Annotated in this window: 12 protein-coding genes; all 12 read right to left on the bottom strand. The window is 55.5% G+C overall.

Annotated elements, in window-relative coordinates:
• Window positions 1-43 precede the first annotated feature (43 nt).
• Window positions 44-2,320: a DEAD/DEAH box helicase gene (locus GHH_RS07695; RefSeq protein ID WP_015374717.1), complete on the bottom strand. Its 2,277-nt coding sequence runs from the start codon at window positions 2,318-2,320 to the stop codon at window positions 44-46.
• Window positions 2,321-2,565: 245 nt separating this feature from the next.
• The gene (locus tag GHH_RS07690) at window positions 2,566-3,351 is read right to left on the bottom strand and encodes an IclR family transcriptional regulator (RefSeq protein WP_033025320.1); all 786 of its coding nucleotides are present in this window, start codon (window positions 3,349-3,351) and stop codon (window positions 2,566-2,568) included.
• A gap of 175 nt (window positions 3,352-3,526) precedes the next feature.
• Complete coding sequence (locus tag GHH_RS07685) at window positions 3,527-4,315, bottom strand: fumarylacetoacetate hydrolase family protein (protein ID WP_015374715.1); 789 nt, start codon at window positions 4,313-4,315, stop codon at window positions 3,527-3,529.
• 6 nt (window positions 4,316-4,321) lie between these two features.
• The gene (locus GHH_RS07680) at window positions 4,322-5,539 is read right to left on the bottom strand and encodes an NADP-dependent malic enzyme (RefSeq protein ID WP_011231030.1); all 1,218 of its coding nucleotides are present in this window, start codon (window positions 5,537-5,539) and stop codon (window positions 4,322-4,324) included.
• A gap of 188 nt (window positions 5,540-5,727) precedes the next feature.
• Window positions 5,728-7,911: a malate synthase G gene (locus tag GHH_RS07675; protein ID WP_015374714.1), complete on the bottom strand. Its 2,184-nt coding sequence runs from the start codon at window positions 7,909-7,911 to the stop codon at window positions 5,728-5,730.
• A 107-nt stretch (window positions 7,912-8,018) separates the two neighbouring features.
• On the bottom strand, window positions 8,019-9,464 hold the full coding sequence (locus tag GHH_RS07670) for an FAD-linked oxidase C-terminal domain-containing protein (protein WP_013145472.1): 1,446 nt from the start codon (window positions 9,462-9,464) through the stop codon (window positions 8,019-8,021).
• Window positions 9,461-10,822 (bottom strand): (Fe-S)-binding protein, encoded by a 1,362-nt coding sequence (locus GHH_RS07665; protein WP_014195676.1) that lies wholly within the window; start codon window positions 10,820-10,822, stop codon window positions 9,461-9,463. Before GHH_RS07665 ends, GHH_RS07670 begins: the two co-directional genes overlap by 4 nt.
• The gene (locus GHH_RS07660; protein ID WP_015374713.1) at window positions 10,822-12,144 is read right to left on the bottom strand and encodes an FAD-binding oxidoreductase; all 1,323 of its coding nucleotides are present in this window, start codon (window positions 12,142-12,144) and stop codon (window positions 10,822-10,824) included. The genes GHH_RS07665 and GHH_RS07660 overlap by 1 nt, the downstream gene beginning before the upstream one ends.
• Window positions 12,145-12,396: 252 nt before the next feature.
• Window positions 12,397-13,293 carry an NAD(P)-dependent oxidoreductase gene (locus tag GHH_RS07655; RefSeq protein ID WP_011231025.1) on the bottom strand — a complete coding sequence of 299 codons (897 nt, stop codon included), beginning with the start codon at window positions 13,291-13,293 and terminating at the stop codon, window positions 12,397-12,399.
• Window positions 13,290-14,087, bottom strand: coding sequence for a hydroxypyruvate isomerase (gene hyi / locus GHH_RS07650; RefSeq protein ID WP_081601528.1), 798 nt, complete (start codon window positions 14,085-14,087; stop codon window positions 13,290-13,292). The genes GHH_RS07655 and hyi overlap by 4 nt, the downstream gene beginning before the upstream one ends.
• A gap of 181 nt (window positions 14,088-14,268) precedes the next feature.
• Complete coding sequence (locus GHH_RS07645) at window positions 14,269-14,907, bottom strand: Bax inhibitor-1/YccA family protein (RefSeq protein WP_015374711.1); 639 nt, start codon at window positions 14,905-14,907, stop codon at window positions 14,269-14,271.
• Between the two features lie 48 nt (window positions 14,908-14,955).
• Window positions 14,956-16,089 carry an AbrB family transcriptional regulator gene (locus GHH_RS07640; RefSeq protein WP_015374710.1) on the bottom strand — a complete coding sequence of 378 codons (1,134 nt, stop codon included), beginning with the start codon at window positions 16,087-16,089 and terminating at the stop codon, window positions 14,956-14,958.
• Window positions 16,090-16,212: the final 123 nt, after the last annotated feature.

The following is a 16,212-nucleotide window of genomic DNA, read 5'->3' as shown; positions in this document are numbered from 1 at the left end:
AAGTTGATTCTCCCACACTCGGCAAAAACACGCATGACGACGCTTAAACGGACGGACCGGCCCAAACGGCAAGTTGTTCGTCCAAAAACTGGACAAGTTCGCGCTTCAACGACGGTCCGTCAGCGCTTGAAATGCCGATGCACGATGGGCAGCCGTCCGCACACGGGCAACGTTCGACCCATTCTTTCACATGTTTCATGATCTCTTCATACCGTTCAAACACCGCCTCCGACAGGCCGACTCCGCCTGGATAGCGATCATAAAGGAAAATCGTCGGCCGTCCGGAATGCGGCGCCTTAAGCTGCGGCACGACGTGAAGATCGGAGCGGTCGCACATGACAAACACCGGCACGAGATGACCAAGCACATTGGCGATGCCGACAAGGAGTTGTTCAAACAGCGCCGGGGAAAACCGTGACGGCACCGCCTCCCACTCGATCCACGCCGCCGATGTATGCAGCGTTTCCTCGGGAAGCCGGATCGGCCCTGATCCGATGTTTTCAAACGTCGACAGCTTCAGCTTTTTAAAAATCGTCGCCATCGCTCGGACCGATACATCACCGTAACGCACCGCCATTTGTCCGCGCGTTTCGCTCCGGTCTTCCGACAGCACATCAAGCCGGACAGCCAAATTGGCGTCCGTAAAATATTCCACATCCACTTGGCGGACGTACGCCTTTTTCTCCTCCCAGTCGAGCTTTTCGACTTGGTATTGTGCTCCTTCGTGCAAATAAATCGCTTCATCATGAAGCAGCGTCATCGCGCTGAAGCGGTCCATTTCGCCAATGACGCGATGGCGGGCGGTGTCGGAAATATCGATGATGACGACGTTTTCCTGAGCTGCGGAGCGCAAACTGATATCATGCGCCGGAAACGCGTCGCTCATCCAATGCCAGCGCCCAGCGCGTTCGTTTAGCACCCCTTGCTCGGCCAAAAAGTCGAGCACCTCTTCGACCTCGACGCCGCCGAACGTCTCGCCGCGCCGGAACGGAAGCTCATAGGCGGCGCATTTGATATGATCGACCAAAATGAGCAGATTGTCCGGGTTGATGCGCGCCGCCTCCGGCGAGCGGGCGAAAAAGTATTCTGGATGGGAGATGATGTACTGATCGAGGGGGCTTGCGCTTGCGATCATCACAACGAGCGAATCGCCCTGGCGCCGGCCGGCGCGCCCGGCTTGCTGCCACGTGCTGGCGATCGTTCCCGGATACCCTGTTAAGATGCACGCTTGCAATTGGCCGATATCAACACCGAGCTCGAGCGCATTCGTGCTCACCACACCGATAATCTCCCCGCTGCGCAACCCTTTTTCAATGGCGCGCCGCTCGTTCGGCAAGTAGCCGCCGCGGTAGCCGCGGATCGTCGTATCGCCGATTCGTTCGTTCACCACCGCCTGCAAATGGCTTAAAATCAACTCGACACGGACGCGGCTGCGGGCGAAAACGATCGTCGGAATGCGGTTGACAAGCAGCTGTCTTGCGAGCTCAACGGCCGTTTTTGTCGCGCTTTGGCGGATGTTCATCGTCCGCTCGACAACCGGCGGATTGTAAAACACGAAATATTTCCGCCCGCGCGGCGCCCCATTGTTGTCAATAAGCGTCACCGGTTCGCCGATCAGCCGCTCCGCCAACTCTTTCGGATTGGCGATCGTCGCCGACGTGCAAATAAACGTTGGTCGACTCCCGTAAAAGGCGCAAATGCGCTTTAAGCGGCGGATGACGTTCGCCACATGGCTGCCGAATACGCCGCGGTATGTATGCAGTTCATCGATGACGACGTAGCGCAGCTGTTCAAAAAGAGAAATCCATTTCGTATGGTGCGGCAAAATGGCCGTATGGAGCATATCTGGGTTGGTGATGACAATATGGCCCGCTTGACGGATTTTTTGCCGCAGCGCCGGCGCCGTGTCGCCGTCGTATGTATGGCTGTAAATCGACACCCCCATCTCGGCGATGATCTCGTTTAGTTCATTTCTTTGATCTTGAGCGAGCGCCTTCGTTGGAAAGATATACAGGGCGCGGCTCGATGGCTCTTTGGCAATGGCATCGAGCACCGGCAAATTGTAGCAAAGCGTTTTCCCTGAAGCGGTCGGCGTCACGGCGACAATGTTCCGCCCGCTTTGGACCGCGTCATAAGCGGCCGCCTGGTGCGTATACAACGAAGCGATGCCGCGCGCTTTGAGCGCCGCGCCAAGCCGCGGATCGAGTTCGTCTGGAAACGGAACGAAATTCGCTTCTTTCGGTTCGATTTCATGCCAATACACGACATTCGGATCTTGGCGAAGCTGTTCGATCCATTCCGAAAGCGTCTGTTTTCTCACGTCGCATATCACCTCGTTTCTATTTTACATGCATTCCGTTTGTTTGCACTACAAAAAACGCCCACCCAGAGGCAGTCCTGTCTCGTTTCAAACTGGCAGACAACCGATATATCGGAGCCGGCCGAACGACAGAACGTTCGATTGTATCTGAACAGTTTTGGAAAAAGGATGCCTTCCTCTCATCTTCCCCGCCAAGGCGGCATCCACATGGGTCATTCTTCTTGGCACAAAAAAACGTCCAGCCGCTACAGCTGGACGGAATGGGCTCCACGATAGCCGAGCCTTGCCGACAGTTCTTTGCCGATCTGCCGCATGCGCACAGTGAGCGATGTGATGCGGTCGTCCGTCATGCGGATCGTCGGGCCGGAAACGCTGATCGCCGCGACGACGCCGCCGGTATAGTCAAAAATCGGAACGGCAACACATCGGATACCGTACTCGTTTTCTTCCAAGTCAAGCGCATACCCGTTTTGCCGGACGGTCTCAAGTTCGCGGAAAAATGCCTCGCGGTCGGTGATTGTCCAATCGGTATGCTTCGGCAGTCCTTTCCGATCGATGATCTCTGCAGCCACCGCGGGCGGCAAATGGGCTAAAATGGCCTTGCCGACCGCCGTGCAATGCATCGGAGCCCGCTTGCCGACTTTGGAGTGCATGCGCAGCGTCTCCGTTCCTTCCAATTTTTCAATATAAATGACTTCCCCTTGATCATAGACGACGAGGTGGATGACCTCGTTCGTTTCTTTTTCGAGCACGCGCAAATATGGCTTCGCCTCTTGGCGCAAATCGATCGAATCAAGCAGCCTTGAGCTGAGCTCTAAAAACTTGTAGCCGAGCTTATACCGCTCCGTTTCCGGATGTTGTTCGATATAGCCGTATTGGGCAAGCGTCGTTAAAATGCGGTACACCGAACTTTTGTTGATGTCCATTTGTTTCGCGATTTCCGTCACGCCCAGCCCGTCCTTTTTCGTGCTGACGATTTCGATAATTTGCAGCGCCCGGCGGACCGATTTGACCGTGTTTTCTCGTTCCATCGCATTCACCTCGATTTGTTCTCTCCGCTCGCCATTATACACGAACAGCCGGGCTTTTGCAGGCGGGAGAGCAGCGCAGGCGCGCATGGCAGCGAGCGCCGCCTTAACGGACGGAACGTATTCACCGTCAGGACGCGCCTGATGCCTTGTTTGGCCCAGAGATGCCGCAGGTTCGTTATGAACGTCGGATGGAAACGGCTGGCGCTTTGGCGGCGACGAACGTATTGCGGAGCGTGCCGATGCCGTCCACATCGCATTCAATGACCGTCCCCGGGCCGACAAGCTCGGCGCCGACCGGGCTTCCCGTCAAAATGACGTCGCCCGGTTGCAGCGTCATGACATGAGACAAATACGAAATCATTTTGCTGATGGAAATGATCATCAGCTTGGTCGAGCTGTTCTGCTTTTCTTCACCATTGACCCGCGCTTTCACCGATACAGCCCGAGGATCGAGCTCTGTTTCAATGACCGGGCCGAGCGGTGTAAACGTATCGAACGATTTTCCGATCGTCCAATGGCCGTCCGGGTGGAAAAACTGCGGCGCGGTGACATCGTTGGCGACCGTATAGCCGAAAATATACGACCACACGTCTTCTTCGCTCACCTGTTTTGCCTCTTTGCCGATCACAACCGCCAGCTCGGATTCAAATTTCACTTCACCAACCCCGCTCGGAATGACCACCTCCGCTTCCGGCCCGACGACCGACGAGGATGGTTTAAAGAAAAAGACAGGAATATCTGGCAGTTCCACCGGCAGCTGTTCACTGGAGGCCACATAGTTGGCGCCAATGCCGATCACATGGCGCGGCGCAAGCGGCGCCACGAGCGAAACGCGATCATAGCGAAATACGTTTCCCGTATAATCCCAAGCGGTGAACATATTTCCTTCGATTTCGCGGATCACTTCACCGTTCACCACACCGGCGCGAATCGCGCCATCAGCGAAAAAACGGGCAAATTTCATCGATGGCTACCCCTCTCTGACACGATTTTGTTCCTCAACTTTTTCCTTGACTCGAGCCACCCCGGTCTCCATGGCGGCACGGGCGACGGCGGAAGCGACGGCCTCGACGACGCGCCGGTCAAACGGGTTCGGGATGACATACTCTTCCGTCAGCTCTTCCGGCTGGATGAGCCCGGCGATGGCTTCGGCAGCGGCAATTTTCATCGCCTCATTAATTTGCGTCGCCCGCACATCGAGCGCGCCGCGGAAAATGCCAGGGAACGCCAACACGTTGTTCACTTGGTTCGGCAAATCCGACCGGCCGGTCGCGACCACGGCGGCGCCGGCGGCTTTTGCCTCATCCGGCATGATCTCAGGCACCGGATTGGCCAAGGCGAATACGACCGCCCCGCGGTTCATCGTCCGAACCATCGCCGGCGTCAACGCCCCAGCAACCGAGACACCGATAAACACATCCGCGCCTTGAATGACGTCCGCAAGCGTCCCGGAGATACGGCGGTGATTCGTTTGCCGGGCGATTTCTTCCTTGATAGCGTTCATCCCATGCGAGCGCCCTTCATAAATCGCTCCTTTTGTGTCGCAAACGATCAGTTCGCCGACTCCGATCGACAGCAGCAATTTGGCGATCGCCACCCCGGCAGCGCCGGCGCCGTTGATGACAACCCGGCAATCGGCAAGCTGTTTGCCAACCACTTTCAAGGCGTTCGTCAGCCCAGCGGCCACGACAATCGCCGTGCCATGCTGATCATCATGAAACACCGGGATCGCCATCTCTTGGCGAAGACGCTCTTCAATGACAAAGCAGGCGGGGGCGGCGATATCTTCCAAATTGATGCCCCCAAACGCCGGTTCCAGCAACTTGACCGTTTGAATGATTTGTTCCGGATCTTCCGTATCGAGGCAAAGCGGCACGGCATCGATCCCGGCGAACGCTTTGAACAAGGCGGCTTTCCCTTCCATGACCGGAAGCGCCGCCCGCGCGCCAATGTTGCCAAGCCCAAGCACCGCCGTGCCATTCGAGACGACGGCGACAAAATTTCCCTTCACTGTATAGTTGTACATTTCGTCTTGGTCGACGTAAATTTCTTTGCACGGTTCAGCCACTCCCGGCGAATAAATGAGACTTAAATCATTGGCATTCACGACCGGCACTTTCACTTCAACTGACAGCTTTCCTCTTGCCTGCCGATGGACAAGCAACGCTCGTTCTCGCAAATGTTCCATCACTGATCCCTAGCTACTAGCCTTCCCCATCCCCTTGTACCGCCTTTTGTGCTGCTTTGCGTTTGACAACCGGCCAATAGTAACTAGGAGCTGCCTCCTTTCTCTATTTATTTTCTTAATTTTCTGATCAAAATAGATAGGAAGGAACAAGGTCATCCATCCCTTGTTCCTTATACAACTTTTGGCGTTTATTGCTGAATGGCGGCAAATTTCGCTTTTGCTTCTTGACGGCGGCGGTGCAAAATCGGCTCGGTATAGCCGTTTGGCTGTTCATAGCCGCGGAAAATGAGATCGCACGCCGCTTGGAACGCCACCGAATCATCGTAATTCAGCGCCATCGGACGATAGTTCGGATCGCCGACGTTTTGTTCGTCGACGACTTTCGCCATCCGCTTGAGCGTCTCAAGCACTTGCTCTTTCGTGCAAATGCCATGATGGAGCCAGTTGGCGAGAATTTGGCTCGAGATGCGAAGCGTCGCCCGGTCTTCCATCAGTCCGACGTTGTGAATGTCCGGCACTTTCGAGCAGCCGATCCCTTGGTCGATCCAGCGGACGACATAGCCTAAAATGCTTTGGCAGTTGTTGTCGAGCTCTTCTTGAATCTCTTCCGCTGTCCATTGCGGATGGTCAACGACCGGGATTTGCAACATGTCGTCGCGATAATCGTTCCGATCGTTCGCCAGTTCGCTTTGCACAGCGGAGACGTTCACTTGATGGTAATGAAGCGCATGGAGCGTAGCCGCCGTCGGCGACGGCACCCATGCCGTATTGGCGCCTGCTTTGAGCTGCGCTCCTTTTTGCTTCAGCATTTCTGCCATCAAATCCGGCATCGCCCACATTCCTTTGCCGATTTGCGCCCGGCCGCGGAAGCCGGCGGCAAGCCCAACGGCGACGTTCGATTTTTCATACGCCTGCAGCCAAGTCGATGATTTCATCTCGTTTTTGCGCAGCATCGGCCCCGCTTCCATCGACGTATGAATTTCGTCTCCGGTCCGATCGAGGAAGCCGGTGTTGATAAAAATGATGCGGTCGCGCACTTGGTAGATGCAGTTTTTCAAGTTGAGCGACGTGCGGCGCTCCTCGTCCATCACGCCGATTTTAATCGTATTCCGCTCAAGGCCGAGCATATCTTCGACACGGTCAAACAGCTCGTTGGCAAACGCCACTTCCGCCGATCCGTGCATTTTCGGCTTGACGATGTAGATGGAACCTTTGCGCGAATTCAAGTAGCGTGTATTGCCGATGAGCGAATGTTTCATAATCAAGCTTGTAATGACGGCGTCCATGATCCCTTCATGCACTTCCTCGCCATTCGCATGCAAGATCGCGTTGTTCGTCATTAAGTGCCCGACGTTGCGCACGAACATGAGCGAACGGCCCGGCAGCACGAGCTCCCCGCCATCCGGCGTTTTGTATACGCGATCCGGGTTCAGGGAGCGCGTCATGATTTTGCCGTTTTTCTCAAATGTCGCTGTCAAATCGCCTTTAACGAGACCAAACAAGTTGCGGTAAACGAGCACTTTGTCTTCGGCGTCAACGGCCGCCACCGAATCTTCACCGTCCATGATCGTTGTCACGGCCGCTTCTAGGACAATGTCTTTGACCCCGGCTTGATCCGTTTTTCCGACCGCATGCTCGCGGTCGATTTGAATTTCAATGTGAAGGCCATTGTTCTTCAGCAACACCGCTGTCGGATGTTGCGGGTCGCCTTGGAAGCCGACGAATTTTTCCGGCTCTTTCAGCCCCGTCGTCGCCCCGCCTTCTGTCGTCACGACAAGCTGGCCATCAACAATGGCGTACTGGACAGCGTCTTTATGGGAATATTGCGCCAGCGGCACCGCTTCATCTAAAAACTGCCGCCCGTAGGCGATGACTTTCGCCCCGCGCACCGGGTTGTACGACGAACCGCGCTCGGCGCCGTCTTCTTCGCTGATGGCATCGGTGCCGTACAGCGCGTCGTACAGGCTGCCCCAACGGGCGTTGGCAGCGTTTAATGCATAGCGGGCGTTCGTCAACGGAACGACGAGCTGCGGCCCGGCTTGCACGGCAATTTCATCATCGACATTGTCGGTCGTAATCTCAAAGTCCTCGACTTCCGGCTCCAAATAGCCGATGTCTGTCAAAAATGCTTTATATTCGTTAAAATCAAAGCGGCCGCGATGCGCTTTATGCCACTCATTCAATTTTTCTTGAATTTCGTCGCGGCGGGCGAGCAATTCTTTGTTGCGCGGCGTCAAGTCGGAAATGAGCGCGCCGAAATCGCTCCAAAACTTGTCTTGATCCAACCCGCTGTTCGGCAGAAGCTCCTCGTTGACAAAGTCGTACAACACTTTGGCGACTTGGATGTTCCCTTTTTGTACGTATTCGCCCATTATTCTCTTCCCCTCTCTTGTTTCTTATTACGAAACATCGTTTCTCAATTTCTCTAAAAAGATGATACCATGAAACGAAATGACTGGCAATCGTTTTCAAAAAATTTTCATTTCACTGTCGACGGCGTCTTTGTCTCTACACAACGCCCCGGCGTCGGGAACAGCTTGCCGGCGTTGAGCAAGTTTTTCGGGTTAAACACGTCGCGGATTGCCGTTTGCGCCAAAATTTCCTCATCAGTGAAAATGAAGCGCATCTCTTCTTTTTTCTCAATGCCAACGCCATGTTCCCCTGTAATTGATCCGCCGACCGCCGCGCACGCCTTGAGGCATTCGCTTCCGGCGGCAAGCGCCCGCTCCGTCTCCCCAGGCTTGCTCGCATCAAACAGCACAAGCGGGTGCAAATTGCCGTCGCCGGCGTGGAAAATGTTTGCGATTCTCAGTCCATACTTGCGGCTGATATCGGCGATTTCCCGCAGCACTTCCGGCAGACGGCTGCGCGGAATGACGCCATCTTGCACTAAATAGTCAGGCGAAATCGCCCCCATGGCGCCAAAGCCGGTTTTCCGGTTCGCCCACCAGCGGGCCCGTTCTTCCTCTGACTGGGCGACTTTCACTTCGCGCACATGATGGCGGCGGCAAATCGTTAAAATATCGTTGATTTGTTCGTCGATCCCGGCGGAAATGCCATCCACTTCAATGAGCAACAGCGCGGCGATGTCTTTCGGATGCCCGACCGGAAACGCGGCCGCTTCGACCGCCTCGATGGCCGTTTGGTCCATCATCTCGAGCGCCGCCGGCACGATTCCAGCGGAAATGATGTCGGAAACGGTCTGGCTCGCATCTTCCACTTCGTCAAAATAGGCGAGCACCGTCTGTTTGGCCTCGGGATTTTTCAACAAACGGACGGTGATTTTTGTCACGATGCCAAGCGTCCCTTCCGACCCGGTCAGCAGCCCGAGCAAATCGTAGCCTGGCGGATCGGGAACGCCGTTTCCGCCGATTTCAATCACTTCGCCGTTCGGCAAGACGACTTCAAGCCCTAAAATATGGTTCGTCGTCACTCCGTATTTTAAGCAGTGGGCGCCGCCAGCGTTTTCAGCGACGTTGCCGCCGATCGTGCAGCAATATTGGCTTGACGGGTCGGGCGCATAGTAATAGCCGCGGTGGGCGACCGAGTTCGTCAACTTCAAGTTGACAAACCCCGGCTCGACGACGGCGCGCCGGTTTTCGAGATCGACGTGCAACAGCCGCTTCATCCGCGTTAGGCTGATGACGACTTCGCCGTTTAGCGGAATCGCCCCGCCGCTTAACCCCGTGCCGGCGCCGCGGGCGAGAAACGGAAGATCATGCTCATGGCAGTATTTGACGACCGCCGCCACTTGCTCCGTGCTGTTTGGAAATACAACCGCCCTTGGCAAATGGCGGTGGACGGTGAAGCCGTCGCAGTCATACGCCATTAAATCTTCTTTCCGGTATAAAATCGCCTGTTCCCCAACGATGCGGGCGAGCGCTTGGATGTGCGGGTCGTTCGTTGCAATCGGCCGTTTTCTCATATGCGCACGTCCTTCCCTTCTTCTTTTTGGTACGCCCAATCGAGCAGCTGCACCGTATGGACGATTTTTTGGTTTCGTCCATGTTTCATGACGCCAAGCGCCATTTGCAGCATGCAACCTGGATTGCCCATCGAGATCAGCTCCACCTCTTGCGGCACGTGTTGCATTTTGCTCTCAAGCACCGCTTGTGCCATCTCCGGATGGGTGAGGTTGTAAATGCCGGCGCTGCCGCAGCAACGATCGGCGTTTGGCATGGCGACCATTTCCACCCCCGGAATGCTTTCAATCAAAGCGCGCGGCTCTTGGCGGATGCCCTGGCCATGGGCCAAATGGCACGCATCATGGTAGGTGAGGCGCACGTTCAATTCCGCTTTCGGTGGTTTGAAGCCCGTGTCATGCAAAAATTTGGACACATCCTCAACTTTGGCGGCAAATTGCTCCGCCTTTTCATGCCATTCCGGGTCATGGCGGAACAGTTCCGGATATTCTTTCAACATGCAGCCGCAGCCGGCGGCGTTAACGATGACATGGTCGACATGTTGAAACGCCTCAATATTTTGCTTGGCGAGCTTCCGGCCGGTTTCGCGGTCGCCGGCGTGAACGTGAAGCGCCCCGCAGCACGTCTGGTTCGGGACGATGACGACATCGTTGCCGTTATGGGTCAATACACGGATCGTCGCTTCGTTAATATCACTAAACATAACATCCATGACGCATCCGGTCAAAATCGCGACGGTTCGCTTTGTTTCCCCCTTCGCCTTAATGAGCGGCTGATGTTTATACTTTCTCCGAACCGGCGTACCGACCGCTGGCAAAATCGCCTCCATCTCAGCCAAGTGATCGGGCATGACACGCAGCAGTCCGGTTTTGCGCGCCACCGTCTGCAAGCCGCTTTTTTGGTACCATTTCAGCAGGCGGCCGAGCCAATCGAGGCGCGACGGATGCGGAAAAATGCCTTTTAAGAAAACGTCGCTGACAAGCGCCTTCCAACCGGTGAGCGGAACCGCCTGGCGGAGCTGGCCGCGCACTTGTTCAATGAGCCCACCGACATCGACATCGGCCGGGCAAGCCGTCGTGCATGCACGGCAATCCAAGCACGTAAAAATCGGATCGAGCAAATCAGGCGTCAACTCAAGCTTCCCTTCGCCGACCGACTTCATCAAATGAACGCGGCCGCGCGGAGAGTGCTGTTCTTCACCCGTCTGTTCGTACGTCGGGCATGATTCTAAACACATGCCGCAATGAACGCAATCAGCCCACTTGCTCGGGTCCGGCAAATCGTGAAAACGATAGTTGCCAAGACTCGCGGTCGCACACGCCGGGCTGTCCGCCCGTTCATTGGTCATCGTGCTCATCATTAAATCCCCCCAATAAAGCGTTGATCGTTGACCGTTTTGTTCGGATCGATTTTCCGCTTAATGCCTTCGAGCAAGAAAAAGTACGACGGCTTTCCGCCCCAGACGTCGACGCGCTGGCGCAGCGAAAGCGGCAAATGTTTCACAATCGCGTAGCCGCCAAGGCGAACCGCCGTTTGGCGCAGCTCCTCGATTGCGGTCAACACTCCCTCTTCGCCGCCGTGCATATACGCCTGACAAAGCCCGTGGCCCAATCCGCCGTGCGCCTCGATGCGGACATGGCAACGGTCAGCGATTAAAACGCTTTCACGCAAGATGGAGAGTACATCCAAGTTGACAACCCCGATTTTCACTGCCGCTTCAACACCGTTTTCCGCCTGCTCCAGACGCCCGTTCGGTGCCATCGTGTAAAACGTCCGCCAAAACGCCGCCGTCTCTTCGCCGGCTAAAATGGACATTTCCACCGCTTTCGGCCGCAGTCGTTCAACCCAATGCTCTTGGTAATGGACGGCGTTTTCCACATCTTCAAACCCGATCACAAGCGTATAAACCGGCCGTCCCGTCAGCCGCTCGGAAAGCGCCGGGTTGAGCAGTTCAAAACAAATCGGCTCCATCATTGTATCAAGGAACGAAACGGCAAACGAGCGAATGTCATGAAGATCGCCGCTTGGGAACGACAGCAACACAACGCTTTCATATTTCGCGAGCGGTCGAAGCTTGAGCGTAATCTCGCTCAGCACCCCGAGCGTCCCCATCGCCCCAATGAACAACTTATTCATATCGTAGCCGGCGACATTTTTTACCACTTTGCCTCCGGAACGAATGACGGTCCCGTTCGGATAGACGACGCGCAACCCGATGACCGAATCGCGCGCTGCCCCATAGCCGAGCCGCTTCGGACCGCTATCGTTCGCGGCAATGACCCCTCCGATCGTCGCTTCCTCCGGCCAAAACGGGTCCAAGGCGACCTTTTGCCGATGCGGAGCGAGCGCGCGCTGCAAATCACCAAACACCGTTCCGGCTTTGACAGTGACCGTCATATCGGCGGCCGCATGTTCGACAATGCCGGCATAGTGTTCCAACGACAGCAAGATGTCCGCCTGTTCCCGCTGCCCGCCAAACCCCCGTTTTGTGCCGCGTCCAGCGATGACGACTTTTTTGCCATGGCGGTCGGCATAGCGGAGCACCGCAGCGATTTCTTCCTCTGTTCGCGGATAGACGGCCACCGCCCCATCATTGCCGAGGGGGTGGAACGATTCATTCCGTTTGATCTGTTCTGGATGCAAAAACGCCTGCAGCTCCTCAATCCATGTCAATGAAAGCATGAGCGCCCTCCTCCGTTTCGTAATAAGAAACATCGTTTCTTTTTATCAGTAAAAAAAAGCGAGCCGCTCGAACCGTTTTCTTTATCAGGCGGAGGGTGTCCCAAAAGAATCGGGACACCTTTTCCGATCACCGTCATATATACAAGTGATTTAGCCCAAAACAACCTTTGGGGCCAGCCCTCCTGCTACTTCTATTAAACCATCGCTCATCCATTTTTTCAATGAATTTTTTGAATTTAGGGATCATTTTGTTCATTCCGTCTCTTCCACCACCACTCCGACCCGCTGCTCGAGCGGCTGAATGACCGCGGCCATATCCAAGTCGGCAAGGCCTGCGGCGATCGCTGCGGCAAACGCTTCTTCTGCTTGAATGCCGAGTCGGCGGCCAAGGCCGATTTCATCCATCAACTCGTTCGCCAAGCGCACATCTTTATGTACATACTTGACCGCCCCGCCAGGAGTGAATCGACGCGGCAACACGAACTGCTCCATATGGCGGCGCAACATCCGGCTGTCTCCATAGCTTTCTTTTAACAGCCGATACAGCTTCCCGGCATGAAGCCCATAAGCGACGCCAGCGACCATCGCTTCCGCCGCGGCGACCGAATGGACGGCGACCAAGTACTGGTTGATCGCTTTTGCCGCGCTGCCGGCGCCGCTTTCTCCTAAATATTCAACCGTTTTTCCTAACACCCGAAGCAACGGACGCACCCGCTCCCATGCTTCTTTCGCCCCGCCGACCATGATCGTCAGCGCCCCTTGCTCCGCCCCTTCCGGCCCGCCGCTTACCGGCGCGTCCAAATAGGCGACGCCGTGCTCATCGGCGCGCCGAGCGACAAACCGGCTTGTTTTCGGACCGACGGTTGTAAAATCAAGGCAAATCGTCCCCGGATGGGCCGCGCTAAGGACGCCGCCTTCACCTGTATACACCTCGATGACATCATCCGGCATCGATAAGCACGTGCAAATGATATCCGCCTCGCCAGCCAGCTCTGCCACTGTCGCCGCCTGTCGGGCGCCAAGGTTGACAAGCGGAACCGCTTTTTCTGTCGTACGGTTGTACACCGTGACATTGAATCCCGCTTCAAGCAGCCGTCTAGCCATGCGCGAGCCCATCACGCCCAATCCGATAAAGCCGACGCGTGTCATCGTCCGCCTCCCCCTTTCATTCCGCGGTATTCCTCATACCAGACAAAACTTTCGCTGCTTTTCCCTGATGGAATGTACTCAAGTCCAATCGCTCCATTGTAGCCGTGCTCTTGCAAAAATGCGAAAATCTCGCGATACGGAAGCTCTCCCGTCCCCGGCTCATGCCGCCCGGGGGCATCAGCGAATTGCACATGCGCGATGAGCGGTGCGTAGTCGGCAAACATCGCTGTCACATTGCGTCCGAGCCGAGCCATATGATAGACGTCATATTGCAATTTCACATTCGTCCGGCCGAGATCGCGGATGATCGCCGCCGCTTCCTCAATATCGGTTAAAAAGTAGCCGGGCATATCGAACGGATTGATCGGTTCAATCGTCAGCGTCAAACCATGAACAGCAAGCGTTGCAGCCGCTTCGTCAATGCGGCGCATATACGTCTCCTTCGCCCGCTCGCGCGGCAAGTCCCTTGGCAACACTCCGGCCATGCAATGAAGATTCGGTACACCGAGCGCGAGCGCATAACGCACTCCTTCCTCCAGTGCACGCCGGAATTCATCATGACGGTCAGAAAAAATGGCGAGCCCGCGCTCCCCCTTTTCCCAATCGCCAGCGGGCAAATTCAGCAAAACAAGCGACAGCTCAAGCTGCTCGAGTTCATCAGCAATCGCCTCAGGAGCCACCGAGTACGGAAACTGGCATTCAACGTGCGAAAACCCGTGCTGCTTCGCCTTGGCAAACCGGGCAAGAAACGGCGCTTCCGTGAAAATCGTCGAAACATTGACGGCAAACTTCATCATGAGGCCCCTTTCTTCTCCATTTCTTTCTTTTATTCGCCCCACCATTTGCCGATTCCTGCCTCACCGCGTTTCACCTTTAATGCCGTAAAAAAACAGCCGCACCATTTCGACTTGCCGCTTTGATCTGTGCCATCGTCATAGAAAAAGGGCTGCTCCTTTTGGCAGCCCTTTTTGGCACTCAATCCTCATCGCTGGCGAAAAAACGCAAAATGTAGACAAACAAGTTGATGAAATCAAGGTAAATATTGACCACAATCATCGGGATGTCCGCTTCCGTAAAGCCATAGCGGGCCAAACGGTTGATGTCGTAAATCGTAAAGCCAAGGAAAATCAGAATCCCCAAAGCGGCGATGCCCATTTGCCCTACGCTTGAGAATGGGATGAACCATTGGATGATCAGCAAGCCAAGGAGCGCAAACGCGCCCAGCATCAAAAACCCGCCGAGGAACGAAAAATCTTCTTTCGTTCTCGCTGCGTAAATGGCAACGCCGGAAAACGATACAACGGCCAGCGCAAACGCTTTGAACACCGCCGCCGCGCCGATGACGGACAAGTAATAGCCGATGAGCGGATAGAGCGTCGCCCCCGAGACAAACATAAACGCAAACATAAGCGGATAGCCGACAGCTTTTTTCACGCGGGCGAACATCATGACCAACAGCAGCACAAGTTCAAGCCCGTAAAGGGGCAAATACAGGCCAGCCGGCACCCATTGCCCGGCATACAGCCCCGCCGTCGCGACGGCCAGCGCCGCTAAAAAGGAAACCGCCAACTTCGCCACCGGGCTGTGCGGACGATAAACGGTCGAATGGTTCATGGCAACCCCCTCCTTTTTCTTTCTAGTTTAGCATATATTTGTTTCTTGTCACAGCCCTTTCTTTTGGATTGACGCAGACGGCATGACCCATCGTTCAATCGATCGAAACCAGCGGGCGGCAAACCATTTTTTCAGCACCGGCGGAACGACAAGCAAAATGAAAAAAATGCGGAACATTTGATAACTTGTCACAACAGCAAGATCGGCATGCGCTTCCCGCGCCAAAATCCCCATTTGATCCATACCCCCCGGCGCCAAAGCGATGAACGCTGTCAAATACGGCACGCCATGCAAAACCGTTAAGACAAATGCGGAAGCCATGGAAAACAAAATGAGCGCAAGGCCGGTGGCCATCGCGGCCAGCACCGCTCTTCCTTTTTCCGCGATGCGGGCCGGTTTCAGCATGACGCCTAGGTAAGCCCCCATCGCGATTTGCGCGATATCCAACAAAGGAGCAGGCAAAGGCGGCGCCGGCACCCCGGCCATGACCAGAGCCGCTGTTCCGATGATCGGGCCGAGCAAATAGGCAGTCGGCAGTTTGATGCGTCTTCCGATGATCGCGCCGGCGACTGTGACGATCACATACAGCCAAACAAGACCAACGCTCCAATGCGCCTCTTGTCCGCTTTCTGCGCCCGTCCCTGCCTCAGCGCCGCCGGAAAAGAACGGGCTTAAGGCGATGAGGGGAACGAGAAATACAACGCCCATCAGGCGCATGACTTGAAAAAACGTGACAATCGTGGCATCGACACCGTCGAGCTCTTCGCCCAACACAAGCATTTGCGACAATCCGCCGGGGATGCTGCCGGTGACGACTGAACGGAGCGGAATCTTTGTCCATCTCGCGACAAGGCAAGAAACAAGGAAGCTAAACAGCAAAATCAACACCGTCGCCAGCAACATCACCGGCAATTGCCGGCCCATCTCCACAAGCGTTCCTGCCGTCATCGATGCCCCTAGCGTATAGCCGATCGGAATAAGCGCAGCGTTGCGAATGCCGACCGGCCAATACAACGCTCCCTTCCAAAAACGGCCGACCAAAAGCAACGCGGCGGCTGGGCCGAGCATCCAATGGAGTGGAATGCGGAACAAGGCGAAAATAAAGCCGCCGAGCGCCCCAATCACCAGCGTCAACGCGATGCGCGCCATGTTGTTCCACTTCTCTTGTCTTTTCGAGGCCAAGCGAACACCTTCTCTCTTCCTTTCACAACGACTTTCACCGAATCAACCATTCTCTGTGCTCTCCCTCATGCACATAGCGAAAGCCTTCAGCCGTCCATCGTCAATCTATAGTCAACACACAGC

Source organism: Geobacillus sp. GHH01 (genome assembly GCF_000336445.1).
Lineage (GTDB): Bacteria > Bacillota > Bacilli > Bacillales > Anoxybacillaceae > Geobacillus > Geobacillus zalihae.
The sequence above is the reverse complement of the archived record's forward strand: the minus strand, read 5'-3'. Positions and strand labels throughout refer to the sequence as shown.